We start from the raw sequence: 12,876 nt of genomic DNA, 5'->3' as shown, positions 1-12,876 counted from the left end.
TTCTTTCGGAGGAGTTGAGGGAGGTGCAAAAAATGTGCCGTGCGATCAGGCCGGCATGCTCACGTGGGCGGCGACGACGCGCCAGCCCTCGGCGGTGCGAATCCAGGTCTGGCTCTGGCGCCCGACCTGGCTGCTGCCTTCGCGACGGAACTCGACGTTCGCCGTCGCGAAGTCGCGGCCGTAGGTGGTGATGACGGTGCGCAGCAGTTCGCGCGGCGGGCTCTGCACCGGCAGCGAGGCGCGGAAGGCGCGGATGTCGGCGTGGCCGTAGTGGTTCTCGGAGAAGCCGTAGCGCAGCGTGTGCGGGCTGTTCCAGAACAGCTCGTCGAGCACGGCGCGCTGGTTGGTCACCAGCGCTTCTTCGTAGCGCGCGAACACGGCGGCGACTTCGGCGTGAACCTCGGGGATATTGATCTCCAGCGTCATCGGCGCACCTCGCGCTGGAAGATGTCGAGGCTCAGTTTCTTCATCGCGACGAAGCTCTCGGTGCTCAGCGTCTCGATGGTCCGCGGGCGCGCATCGCCGTAGCGGAGGATCTCGGCCACCTTGGTCGGCCGCTTGGTCAGCAACAGCACCTCGTCGGCGAGGTACACGGCCTCCTCGAGGTCGTGCGACACCAGCAGCATCGTGGTGCCGGTCTGCATGAACACCTCCTGCAGCTTCTCGCGGATGAAGAGCGTCATCTCGAAGTCGAGCGCGGAGAAGGGCTCGTCGAGGAACAACACTTCGGGGTTGGGCGCGAGCGCGCGCATGATCGATGCGGTCTGCTGCTGGCCGCCCGAGAGTTCGTACGGAAAGCGCTTGAGGTCGAACTTCACGTCGAAGGACGCCACGAGTTCTTCCATGCGCCGGTCGACCTCGGCCTTGCTGCGCCCTTCGAGCTTCAGCGGATAGGCGATGTTGTCGATGGTGCGCATCCACGGGAACATCGCCTCGCGGTAGTTCTGGAACACGTAGCCGATCTTGGTGTCCTTGCGCTGCTTGCCGTCGAACAGGATCTCGCCCGCATCGATGGGAACGAGCCCCGCGATCATGTTGATGAGCGTGGACTTGCCGCAGCCGTTGGGCCCGAACACCGAGACGATGCGGTGCTTGGGAATGTCGAGGTCGAAGTTCTCGTACAGCGGCCAGCCCGCGAAGTACTTGGTGAGACCGCGGATGGTGATGTGCGTGCCGGCGGGGCCGGGCTTGAAGACCGGCTTGGGCACGTCGGCATACACCGGGCCGTTGATGACGATGTCTTGCGTGACTTTCATCGTCCGCTCCAGTGCACGATGCGGCGCTCGGCGACAAGGAAAAGAATGTTCAGCGCATACCCGAGAGCGCCGGCCGCCAGGATCGCTGCGTACATGCTCTTCACGTTGAGCACCTGCTGCGCATCGATGATGCGATGGCCGAGGCCCGTGTCGGAGCCGATGAACATCTCGGCCACGATGACGATCACCAACGCCATCGACACCGCCGAGCGCAGGCCGACGAAGCTGGGCTGCAGGCTCTCCCAGATCAACACGTCCTTGAAGACCTGCCAGCGCGAAGCGCCCATGACCTTCGCCGCCATCACGCGTTGCTTGCGCGCATTGATGACGCCGTAGGCGCTGTTGAACACCACGATCAGCAGCGCGCCGAACGCCGCGATGGCGATCTTGTTGACGTCGCTCACGCCGAAAATCAGCAGGAACAGCGGGATCAGCGCGGACGACGGCGTCGAGCGAAAGAAGTCGATCAGGAACTCGACGCTGCGGTATGCCTTCTCGTTGCTCCCGAGCAGCACACCCAGCGGCACGCCGACCACCGCCGCGATGAGAAAGGCCTGCAGCGTGCGCCACACCGTCATCGCGAAGTCGGTGAGCAGCGGGCCGCCCGCCAGGCCCGTGATCAGCGCGGCGATGGTGTCGGCCGGCGTGGGCAGCAGGATGGGCTTGATGAAGCCCAGGCGCACGACCAGGTCCCATGCGATGAACAACACCACGGGACCGATGAAGGGCAGCAGGCGGTCGCGCAGCGGCGGCTTGGGCGCGACGGCGTTGAGGCTGGCCGGCGGTGTCCACGGCGCGGCCGTGGTCGTGCTTGCGTCCGCCATGGTCAGGCCTTGTAGAGAAGTGCGTCCACCAGCACCTTCTTCTCGAAGATGCCTTTCTCGGTGAACAGGTCGTAGAACTTCTGGAAGTACGCGACGTCGCTCGGCTTGAACTCGTTGTAGAGCATGTACGACGCGAGCGGCACTTCGGCCGTGAGCTTGCCTTCGATGGCGGTGTAGCCCTTCATGTGCTGGCGAGCATCGTCGGGCTTGGTGCGCACCAGTTCCACGCCGCGTGCATACGCCGCGATGTACTTCTTCGCGACCTCCGGGTTCTTCTTGATGAACTCGGTCGTGAGGCTGGCGGCACCGCCATGCCACGGCGCCATCGGGTCGCCCAGGATGTACTTCGCCACCACGCCGGCCTCGATCACCCGCGTGGTGCCGTTCATGCGGCCGACGGTGCCGGTGGGCTCGAGCGTGTAGCAGGCATCGACCTGACCCGCGACCAGCGCGGCCACGTGCTGGCCGATGGGCAGCTCGCTCACCACCGCGCCCTTGGCGCCTGCGCGCTCCAGCATGGTCCTGCAGAGCGTGACGTTCTGGATGCCGGGGCCGGAGGCGACCTTCTTGCCGGCCAGCTCGGCCATGGTCTTGACCGGGCTGTCCTTGGCGACGATGAATTCGTCGAGCACGAACTTCGCGTTGCTCGGGTTGGTGCAGAAGATCTTGAAGAGGCCCGGCTGTGCGATCTCACCGATGGCGAGGTTGGCCGAGCCGGTGCCGTTGGCGCTGCCGTCGCAGCGGCCCGCGAGCATGCCTTCCATCACCTGCTGCGCGCCGGCGAACTTGAGCGGCTCGACGTCGAGGCCCGCTTCCTTGAAGTAGCCGCGATCCACCGCCGCGAAGAACGGCAGGCCCGCGGCCACGGGCCAGAAGCCGATGCGCAGCTTGGGCGCGGCCTGTGCACGCACGATGGCCGGCGCGGCCAGCATGGCCAGGCCCGCTGCACCGATCCCGGCCTGCAGCAGCTGCCGGCGCGATGCGGAAGATTTCTCGAGGGTGCTCATCGGGACTCCTGAATCAGTTGATTGGTTGATTAGTTGGAGACGGCGTTGACGCGGCTTGCGATGTAGGCACGCCAGCCGCCGTGGCGGGTCACGTCCTCTGCATCGGCCAGCGCGTGGCCTTCGCAGATGAAGCCGTTGACCCGGCTGCCGTCGGCCAGCTCGACGCTGCCGAGGCCCAGCGGGGGCGGGATCAATGCAAGAAAGCTGCCGACCTGCGCGATCGGCATGGCCCATATCTCCAGCGCGATGGCGGCTCCGCCCTGTGCGCTGCGTTGAAGTCCGGGCTTGGGCGGCGTGGTGCCGGGGAGCGCGAAGAGGCGGTAAGCGGGCGATGTGGTCGTGGTGCGCAGCAGCGTGGCGCCGCGCTCGGTGAGTTGGCCGTTGAGCGGCATGCCCGAGAGATGGGCGCCGACCACGGCGATGGGCAGCGTCTGCGGCGCCGGTGCCGCGAGACCGGGCACGGGGCGCGGTGCGGGCAGCGGCTGGCCGGTCGCGCCTTGCGTGAGGCCGGTCGCGTGGTGATAGCGCTGGCCGAGGTCGGCCAATGCGAGGTCGCTCCCGCTCGGGCCGATCAGCGTGATGCCGAACGGCAGGCCGTCCGCACGCAGGCTGCTCGGCACCGAGAGCGCTGCGTAGTCGAGCAGATTGACGAAGTTGGTGTACGCGCCGAGGTTGCGGTTGAGCACGACCGGGTCGGAGCGCATCTCTTCGCGTGTGTAGTGCGTGGGCGCGGTGGGCACCAGCAGCACGTCGATGTCGCGCCACATCGGTTCGACCTGTTGCGCGATGGCGCGCAGGCGCGTCTGGGCTTCGAACACGTCGGCGGCCACGTAGCCTTTTCCGCTCGCGAGGATGCTGCGCACAGGCTCGATCACCTTGTCGGCGTGCGCGTCGAAGAATTCGCGCACCGCTGCGTAGCGCTCGGCAACGAGTGCGCTTTCATAGAGCAGTGCCGCGGCTTCGGCGAGCGGCGCATAGGGAATGGTGACGGCCGTGCCGCCCAGTGCTACCAGCTTGGCCTGCGCATCGCGGAAGGCTTCTTCGGCTGCGGTATCGCCGAAGAAGCTCAGCGTGTCGGGCACGCCGAAGTTGAACTGCGCGGGCAGCGGCCTGCGGCGCATCGCGATGTCGCGCGAGTACGGGTCGCGCGGGTCGTGGCCGGCGGCGGCGAGCATCACATCGACGGCCAGCGCCACGGTGCGCGCGAAGATCGAAACGCAGTCCGCACTCTGCGCCGCGGGCACCACGCCGAAGGTGCTGAGCAGCCCGCGCGATGGTTTCAGGCCGACGATGTTGTTGAGCCCGGCAGGCACGCGGCCCGAGCCGGCGGTGTCGGTGCCGAGGGCGAAGTCGACCTCGCCCGCTGCCACCACGTAGGCGGAACCGGAGCTGGAGCCGCCGGAGACGTAGCGCGCATCGAACGCGTTGGGCACTTCGCCATACGGCGAGCGCGTGCCGTTCAGGCCGCAGGCAAACTGATCGAGGTTGGTCTTGCCGGCCAGCGATGCACCGGCTTCGAGCAGGCGCTGCACCACGGCTGCGTGGACCGTGGGCCGGCGGTCGAAGGCCGGGCAGGCGGCGGTGGTGGGCACGCCGGCCACGTCGATGTTGTCCTTGACCGCGAAGCGCAGGCCGGCGAGCGGCAGGGTCACGCCGGGGGTGTCGGCGGTCTCGGCACCGGCCACGGGCGCCGCGAATTTCGCGATCCAGGCAGCGGTGGTCAGCGGATTGGGTTCATGCACCATCATCAGGCATCCAAACTTGTGTACAAGTCGAGATGCAAGCAATGTGCCAGCCGGCCGCGCGCGCGGGGCGCGGCCGGTCAGTGCATATCAGTCAGAGGGGCGGGTCAGCCCCGCTTGGCGTTCCGGTAAAGGCTTTCGACCTTGGGAATGTTCGCTTCGAGCTTCGCGATGCGGTCGGTGCCGCTCGGGTGCGTCGACAGGAAACTCAACCCGCCCTGGTTCTTCGAGGCGGTCGCCATCTTGTTCCACAGCGACACCGAGGCCTTCGGGTCGTAGCCCGCGCGCGCTGCGAGTTCGAGCCCCACGAGGTCGGCCTCCGTCTCGTCGCTGCGGCTGAACTTGAGCGTGATGAGCTGCGTGCCGGCGCGCGCCGCAAGGTCGCCCACCTGGCCGAGGCCGAGCAGCTGCGCGCCGATGGACAACGCCGCGCCGGTGCCGGCGCTCTTGGCCATGCGGGCGCGGGCGTGTTCGCGCAGTGCGTGGGCCATCTCGTGGCCCATCACCATCGCGACCTCGTCGTCGCTCAGCTTGAGCTGCTCGAGGATGCCGGTGAAGAAGGCGATCTTGCCGCCGGGCATGCAGAAGGCGTTGATCTGCTTGCTGCCGATCAGGTTGACCTCCCACTTCCATTCGCGCGCACGGGTGTTCCAGGGTGTGGCGAAGGGAATGAGCCGCTGCGCGATGGCGCGCAGCCGCTGCAGTTGCGCGTTGTTGTCGCCGGCGAGTGCATTCTTGGCGCGGGCCTGCGCGAGCAGCTGGCCGTACTGCTGGACGCCGGCCGCCTCGATCTTGTCCGCCGGCACCAGGTTGCGCGCCACCGAGGCATTGCCGACATTGACCTGCGAAAGCGCCGGGCGGCTCATCGCCACACCGGCCGCGATCAACAGGAAGGCCCTGCGCAACTGCCACGGCGAAGCAGGGGAAGTGGCGGAAAGGGGGCGGTCGCAGCGTGTGCACATGGGGTCGGATCATAGGAACAAATGAAGACAAACGGGTGGGCCGATCCCCGTCGCGGCTCATGGACAATCCGGGGTTCATGTCCGCCACGCCGCTCGAAACCCCCACCGCCCCCAAACCGTCCTGGCGCGACACGCTGAAGGTCTACCTCGAGCCGGCCACGCTGCGCATGCTGGCACTGGGCTTCTCGGCCGGGCTGCCGCTGCTGCTGGTGCTGGGCACCCTGAGTTTTCGCCTGCGCGAAGCGGGCGTGGACCGCACCACCATCGGCTACCTGAGCTGGGTGGGACTGGCCTATGGCTTCAAGTGGGTCTGGGCGCCGCTCGTCGACCGGATGCCGCTGCCGCCGCTGACCACGCTGCTCGGGCGGCGGCGCGGCTGGCTGCTGCTGGCGCAGTGCCTGGTGATCGCGGGGCTGATCGGCATGGCGCTGAACGATCCGCGCAACGGGCTCACACCGCTGGTCTGGTGCGCGCTGCTCGTGGCCTTCGGCTCGGCCACGCAGGACATCGCGCTGGACGCCTTCCGCATCGAATCGGCCGAGACGCGCAAGCAAGCCGCGCTCGCCGCTGCCTACCAGACGGGCTACCGGCTCGCGATGATCTGGGCCGGCGCCGGCGTGCTGTGGGTCGCGGCCTGGGCCGAGGTGACGCCCGCCGTCGCCGCAACCGGTGCTGCGGCCTACCAGAACGGCGCCTGGAAAACCGCCTACCTCGTGATGGCCGCGTCGATGAGCGTCGGCGTGCTCACGGTGCTGCTGTCGCCCGAGCCGGTGCGGCTCGTGCTGCCGAAGGCGAAGAACGCGGCCGAGTGGCTGCAGAACGTGCTGATCGACCCCTTTGCCGACTTCATCCGCCGCTACAAGTGGCAGGCCGCGCTGATCCTCGCGCTGATCGCCATCTACCGCATCAGCGACGTGGTGATGGGCATCATGGCCAACCCGTTCTATGTGGACATGGGCTTCACCAAGGACGAGGTAGCCACGGTCAGCAAGATCTACGGGGTGGTCATGACGCTGGCCGGCGCCTTCGTGGGCGGCGTGCTGTCCATGCGCCTGGGCGTCATGCGCGTGCTGATGCTGGGCGCGGTGCTCAGCGCCGCGAGCAACCTGCTGTTCGCCTGGCTGGCCACGCGCGGGCACGACCTCACGGCACTCATCGCGGTGGTCTCGGCCGACAACCTGGCCGGCGGCATCGCCTCGGCCGCCTTCATCGCCTACCTGTCGAGCCTCACCAACATCAGCTACTCGGCCACGCAGTACGCCCTCTTCAGTTCGCTGATGCTGCTGCTGCCGAAGTTCATTGCCGGCTACTCGGGCGTCTTCGTCGACGCCTACGGCTACAGCCAGTTCTTCACCGCCACCGCGCTGCTGGGGGTGCCCGTGCTGCTGCTGGTCGCGCTGGCCTCGCGGCTGACGGTCACCACAAGCGCCGCCGACCGTCAATAGGGCCCTGGCCCTAGGCTGCATCCATGGGAAACAGCCGACGCTGGGCAGCGCGCACTGCTGGTAGGCTGCGTGACATTCATTGCGTGAAAATTACGCTTTTGTCCAACGACGCCCTTCCGCCTGCCCCGCGCCCCAAGATTCATCGTGCTCTCCCGTATTTCCCCCCTACAGATCAGTGCCTACACGGCCACCTCGGCCGTCGGCGTCGGCAAGGCGCCGCTGGCCGAAGCGCTCGAAAACTCCCGCAGCGGCCTGCGCGCCAACGATTTCGGCGAGGCGCCGCTGCCCACGTGGATCGGCCGCGTCGACGGGCTCGAAGACATTCGCCTTCCCGAGGCGCTGGCCTCGTGGGACTGCCGCAACAACCGCCTCGCCTGGCTGGGCCTGCAGGCCGACGGCTTTCTCGAAGCGGTGGCAGCCGCGCGTGAGAAGTACGGCGCCTCGCGCGTCGCGCTGATCCTCGGAACCTCGACCGCCAGCATCGGCGAGACCGAACTGGCCTACACCCAGCTCGACGAAAGCGGCATGTTCCAGCCGAACCAGCGCCGCGCCGAAGTGCACACGCCCCATTCGCTCGCGATGTTCGTGCAGCAGGTGCTGGGCCTCGAAGGCCCGAGCGAGACGATCTCGACCGCCTGCTCGTCGAGCGCCAAGGTGTTCGCCTCGGCCGAGCGGTTGATCCGCCTGGGCCTGGCCGATGCGGCGGTGGTGGGCGGCGCGGACACGCTCTGCGGCAGCGTCCTGTTCGGCTTCAACTCGCTGGAGCTGGTGTCCAAGGAGCCCTGCCGGCCGTTCGACGCCGGCCGCAACGGCATCAGCCTGGGCGAGGCCGCGGGCTTCGCGCTGGTCGAGCGCGTGCAGGCCGGCGCGGCTGCGTCGCCGCTGCACCTCCTGGGCTACGGCGAGGCGAGCGACGCGCACCACATGTCGACCCCGCACCCCGAGGGCCTGGGCGCCGAGCGCGCGCTCGACGAGGCGCTGGCACGCGCCGGCCTCGCTCCCGAGGCCATCGACTACATCAACATGCACGGCACCGCGAGCCAGAAGAACGACGAGGTCGAGGGCGCGCTGGTGGCGCGCCGCTTCCCTGCCACGACGCATGCGAGCTCGACCAAGGGCTTCATGGGCCACACGCTGGGCGCGGCGGGCATCGTCGAGGCGGTGATCAGCCTGCTGGCGATCGAGCGCGGCCTGAAGCCGGGCACGGTGGGCACCCGCACGATCGACGAGGGCTTCGGTCCGCAGATCAGGCTCGCGCCCGCGCACGGGGAGGTGCGCTATGCGCTCTCCAATTCTTTCGGCTTCGGCGGCAACAACTGCTCGCTTGTGTTCGGCAAGGCGGCGGCATGAGCAAGACCGTGACGCCTCCCACTCTCTACATCGAAGGCCCCGCCTTCTGGACGCCGACGCTCCCCGGCTGGGACGCCGCGCGCGCGGCCTTCCGCGGCGAGGGCGCGCTGGCCGATCCGCCGGCCAAGCGCCCGTCGCCGCAGGTGCTGGCGCCGGCCGAGCGCCGCCGCGCGCCCGACACCGTGGCGCTGGCGCTCGAAGTGGCCGCTGCCGCGATGGCGGCCTCGGGCCGCAACGCGGCCGACGTGCCCTGCGTGTTCGTCTCGGCGCACGGCGATCTCTCGATCAACGACTACATGTGCAGCACGCTCGCGACCGACCCGACGGTGCTGTCGCCCACGCGCTTTCACAACTCGGTGCACAACGCCGCCGTGGGCTACTGGACCATCGGCACCGGCTGCATGGCGGCGAGCAATTCGGTCTCGGCCTTCGAGCACAGCTTTGCGACCGGCCTGCTCGAAGCGGCCGTGCAGTGCGCGGCCGACCACAGCCCCGTGCTGATGGTGGGCTACGACACGCCCACGGTCGGCGCGTTGACCTCGGTGACCGACAGCCGCGGGCTGCTGGCGGTGGCGATGGTGATCGCGCCGGAACGCAGCGAGCGCAGCGTGGCCTCGCTGGACTGGTCGGTGGCCAGCAACGACGGCGACCCGGCCCCTGCCGACACGCCGCCGCACTCGCAGGCCGCACAGTCGCTGGCCGAGATCAACCCGATGGCCCAGGCGCTCGGCCTGTTCGAATCGCTGGCGCACCTGGACGACGGGGCGGGCCCGCCGGTTACGCTGCAGCTCTCGGCCACGCTGTCGCTGCGGCTGCAACTGCGGCCGCTCTCCCGGGGCTGACGCGCCGCCCGCGGAAGGCCGCCCCACAGCGGCAACCGCAACGGGCCATACTCGAAGAAAATCCAGGAGCACCACCCGCGGCCCCTGGGCTTGGCGCTATGTTTTTCGCAGCACCTCCGGTTGACACGCACGCCCGAGGTTTACCCAACTTTACGGAGCGTTCAAGCCCGCTTGCTCCCTGTGGACGACCATGAAGCGCATGAGCACCCCCCAACTCCTGATGATCGAAGACGACGCCCGCCTGGCGCAGATGGTGGGCGAGTACCTGACGCAGTCGGGCTTCGCCTTCAACCACGCCGGTGACGGCGCCAGCGGCCTCGAGCAGCTGCAGCAGCACGCCCCCGACCTCGTGATCCTCGACCTGATGCTGCCCGACACCGACGGGCTCGAGGTCTGCCGCCGCATCCGCGCCCTGCCCGGTCCCATCTCCAAGGTGTCGGTGCTGATGCTGACGGCCAAGGGCGACCCGATGGACCGCATCATCGGCCTCGAAATCGGCGCCGACGACTACCTGCCCAAGCCCTTCGAGCCCCGCGAGCTGCTGGCGCGCATCCGCGCGGTGCTGCGCCGGCGCAGCGAGAACGCCACCGAGAGCGAAGCCTCCACCATGATGCGCTTCGGCACGCTGGAGATCGACCGCAACGCGCGCACCGTGTCGGTGGCCGGCGCGCTGGCCGACCTCACCTCCTACCAGTTCGACCTCCTGGTCGCGATGGCCGAGCGCGCGGGCCGCGTGCTCACGCGCGACCAGATCATGGAGGCCGTGCGCGGCCGCGAGCTCGAAGCCTTCGACCGCTCGATCGACGTGCACATGGGCCGCATCCGCGCCGCGATAGAAGTCGACGCCAAGAACCCCAAGCGCATCCTCACCGTGCGCGGCGTTGGCTACGTTTTCGCCAAGCAACAGGATTGACGGGTGCGCCGAGGGATGCTCCACAAGCTGTATTCGCGCCACCTCTACGTCCGCATCTGGCTCGCAGTGGTCGGCGGCGTGGTCATCCTCACGCTGATGGCCAACTGGATCGTGCGCGAGGCCGCCGAGGCCGAGCGCGAGCGCCTGGCGCCCGTGCCGCGCAACGTGGTCGTGCTCGATGCGCAGGACCGCACGATCGGCTCGGGCACCGCACTGCGCGTGCCGGGCCAGGGACTGGAATTCGACGTCACGCTGAGCGACGGCAAGGCCATCACGCTGCGCGTGGCGCCGCGCGAGAGGCCAAGCGGCAGCGGCGGCTTCGCGCCGTGGCGCACGCCCTTCGGGCTCGGCTGGATGATCGCGCTGGTGGGCGTGGCGGTGGCACTGGGCGTCTACCCCATCGTGCGGCGCATCACGCAGCGGCTGGAATCGCTGCAGCGCGGCGTGCAGCGATGGGGCGAGGGCGATCTCTCCGTGCGCGTGACCGAAGAAGGGCAGGACGAAGTGGCTGATCTCTCCAAACGATTCAACGCGTCGGCCGAACGCATCGAGCAGCTGGTGCGCTCGCACAAGTCGCTGCTGGCCAACGCATCGCACGAGCTGCGCTCGCCGCTCACCCGCATCCGCATGGGGCTGGAGCTGATGGGCGAGCACCCGAGCCAGAAAGCGCGCGAGGAAATCTCGCGCAACATCGGCGAACTCGACCAGCTGATCGACGAAATCCTGCTGGCCAGCCGGCTGGACGCCAGCGAGGCCGACATGGGCACGATCGAGGCCGTCGACCTGACCGGCCTGGCCGCCGAGGAATGCGCGCAGGTGAATGCCGAGCTCGACCTGGCCGAGGGCACAGACAACGCGACGCTCACCGTGCCCGGCGTGTCGCGCCTCCTGCGCCGCGCGATCCGCAACCTGCTGGAAAACGCCCGTCGCTACGGCGCCGGCGAGATCAGCGTGGAACTGGGCAGCGCCAGCGGCTTTGCCACCGTGCGCGTGAACGACCGTGGCCCCGGCGTGCCGCCTGCGCTGCGCGAACGCATCTTCGAGCCCTTCTACCGGCTGCCCGGCGCGAGCGAACGCAACGGCGGCGTGGGCCTCGGGCTGGCGCTGGTGAAGTCGATCGCCGAGCGGCACGGCGGCACGGTGCGCTGCGAAGACGCGCCAGAGGGCGGCGCGAGCTTCGTGATCCGCCTGCCGGTCGCAGCACACGCCCACTGAGCGCGCGGCGGCGTCGCTCCGCGCAAAGTCAGGTTGGGAGCATTGGCCCCAACCTAAAATCCCGCCCCTATGCAGAGATCGCACATCGTTCGGCCCGCGGCCATGTTCTGGGGGCTGGTGGTGTTCATGCCGGTCGGCGTCACCTACCTTTCCGCGCTGCTGTTGCTCGCCACGATGCTGCTGGCCGGCGGCTACAGCGAACGCTTCGCGCGCCTGCGCGCCAACCCGCTGTGGTGGCCGGTGATCGCCTACCTGGCCTGGACCCTCCTCGTGCTGGCCTTCGGGCCGCACTACCCCGAGACCGGCTCCAACCTGTTCCACGGCCTGCGCATCGGCCTCACGATCCTCATGGCGATGGCGCTCACGCGCGAGGAGGCGATCTGGGCACTGCGCGGCTTCCTGCTGATCGCGGCGCTGAACATCCTGCTGATCGTGCTTCACTACGCCATCGGCTTTCCGGTCTGGTCGCCGCTGCGCGCGGTGGTCATGGAGGTGGGCAACAAGTCGATCAGCAACGCGCTGCTGTTCAGCGTGGTGGCCTCTACCGCCGCCGTGTGGGGCATTGCGCAGATCGCCGCGCACAAGCCGCTGCGCGCCATTCCGGCCTTCGTGCTGATGCTCGGGCTGGGCTTCGTGGTCGCGCTGCCGCTGACCTCGCGCACCTCGGTGCTCGCGCTGCTGCTGGTGGTTCCGGTGGTGTGCATCCACCAGTGGCGCAACCACCTGAAGATGCTGGTGAGCGCGCTGGTGCTGGGGATCGCGGTGCTCGGGGCCGGGCTCTACCAGCTGCCGCAGCTGCAGCAGAAGGTCGAGACCGGCGTGCAGGAGATCGAAGAGGCGCAGACCGGCGCGGTCTTCCACGGAAGCTGGATCATCCGCTACTACATGTACCGCGACACGGGCCGCATGATCGCCGACCGGCCGCTCACCGGCTGGGGCATCGGCGGCTGGACCGAGCAATGGCACAAGCGCGGCCCGGCCCTGTTCGCGGACTCGAACATGCCGCACAACGACTTCCTCTGGGTCGGCGCGCAGGGCGGTCTGCCCGCGCTGCTGAGCCTGCTGGTCATCATGCTGGCCGCCGTGTGGCAGGCGTGGAAACGCCCCGACATCGCGGGCCGCTATGCCTTGGCCGCGACGCTGATCGCGCTGATCGCGTCGAGCGTGAACTCGGCCATGCGCGATGCGCAGATCGGCCTGGCGCTGCTGTGGATCGCGATGGCGTACCTGCGTCTTGCGCAGGAAACCCGGGATCCGGCGCCGTGGCGCGACCTGTGGCCGTGGCAACGGCCGAACCTCAACACGAACCCGACGGCATAA

At 68.7% G+C, this 12,876-nt stretch carries 12 protein-coding genes; 6 read left to right on the top strand and 6 right to left on the bottom strand.

What is annotated here, in order from left to right; translation table 11 throughout:
- Positions 1-45: 45 nt before the first annotated feature.
- From hpxZ to GNX71_RS01500, 6 genes are all read right to left on the bottom strand, one after another.
- Positions 46-426, bottom strand: a complete 381-nt coding sequence (gene hpxZ, locus GNX71_RS01525) for an oxalurate catabolism protein HpxZ (RefSeq protein ID WP_206176693.1) — start codon at positions 424-426, stop codon at positions 46-48.
- Entirely contained in the window at positions 423-1,256 is an 834-nt protein-coding gene (locus GNX71_RS01520; protein ID WP_206176692.1) for an ABC transporter ATP-binding protein, read from the bottom strand. The genes hpxZ and GNX71_RS01520 overlap by 4 nt, the downstream gene beginning before the upstream one ends.
- Entirely contained in the window at positions 1,253-2,080 is an 828-nt protein-coding gene (locus GNX71_RS01515; RefSeq protein ID WP_206176691.1) for an ABC transporter permease, read from the bottom strand. Before GNX71_RS01515 ends, GNX71_RS01520 begins: the two co-directional genes overlap by 4 nt.
- Positions 2,081-2,082: 2 nt before the next feature.
- Complete coding sequence (locus tag GNX71_RS01510; RefSeq protein WP_206176690.1) at positions 2,083-3,087, bottom strand: ABC transporter substrate-binding protein; 1,005 nt, start codon at positions 3,085-3,087, stop codon at positions 2,083-2,085.
- 29 nt (positions 3,088-3,116) lie between these two features.
- Positions 3,117-4,835, bottom strand: coding sequence for an allophanate hydrolase (atzF, locus tag GNX71_RS01505; RefSeq protein ID WP_206176689.1), 1,719 nt, complete (start codon positions 4,833-4,835; stop codon positions 3,117-3,119).
- A 101-nt stretch (positions 4,836-4,936) separates the two neighbouring features.
- The gene (locus GNX71_RS01500) at positions 4,937-5,791 is read right to left on the bottom strand and encodes a M48 family metallopeptidase (RefSeq protein ID WP_206176688.1); all 855 of its coding nucleotides are present in this window, start codon (positions 5,789-5,791) and stop codon (positions 4,937-4,939) included.
- Between the two features lie 77 nt (positions 5,792-5,868).
- On the opposite strand from GNX71_RS01500, the gene GNX71_RS01495 reads away from it, so the two are divergent.
- From GNX71_RS01495 to GNX71_RS01470, 6 genes are all read left to right on the top strand, one after another.
- Positions 5,869-7,236 (top strand): AmpG family muropeptide MFS transporter, encoded by a 1,368-nt coding sequence (locus tag GNX71_RS01495; RefSeq protein WP_241027128.1) that lies wholly within the window; start codon positions 5,869-5,871, stop codon positions 7,234-7,236.
- 144 nt (positions 7,237-7,380) lie between these two features.
- Entirely contained in the window at positions 7,381-8,586 is a 1,206-nt protein-coding gene (locus GNX71_RS01490; RefSeq protein ID WP_206176687.1) for a beta-ketoacyl-[acyl-carrier-protein] synthase family protein, read from the top strand.
- Positions 8,583-9,428 (top strand): beta-ketoacyl synthase chain length factor, encoded by an 846-nt coding sequence (locus GNX71_RS01485; protein WP_206176686.1) that lies wholly within the window; start codon positions 8,583-8,585, stop codon positions 9,426-9,428. Before GNX71_RS01490 ends, GNX71_RS01485 begins: the two co-directional genes overlap by 4 nt.
- Before the next feature lie 190 nt (positions 9,429-9,618).
- Positions 9,619-10,341, top strand: coding sequence for a response regulator transcription factor (locus GNX71_RS01480; RefSeq protein WP_206176685.1), 723 nt, complete (start codon positions 9,619-9,621; stop codon positions 10,339-10,341).
- A gap of 15 nt (positions 10,342-10,356) precedes the next feature.
- Positions 10,357-11,556, top strand: coding sequence for an ATP-binding protein (locus GNX71_RS01475; protein ID WP_206176684.1), 1,200 nt, complete (start codon positions 10,357-10,359; stop codon positions 11,554-11,556).
- A 69-nt stretch (positions 11,557-11,625) separates the two neighbouring features.
- A complete protein-coding gene (locus GNX71_RS01470) occupies positions 11,626-12,876 on the top strand; it encodes an O-antigen ligase family protein (RefSeq protein ID WP_206176683.1) in 1,251 nt (416 codons plus the stop codon).

Origin of the sequence: Variovorax sp. RKNM96 (genome assembly GCF_017161115.1) — a bacterium.
GTDB lineage: Bacteria > Pseudomonadota > Gammaproteobacteria > Burkholderiales > Burkholderiaceae_C > Variovorax.
The sequence above is the reverse complement of the archived record's forward strand: the minus strand, read 5'-3'. Positions and strand labels throughout refer to the sequence as shown.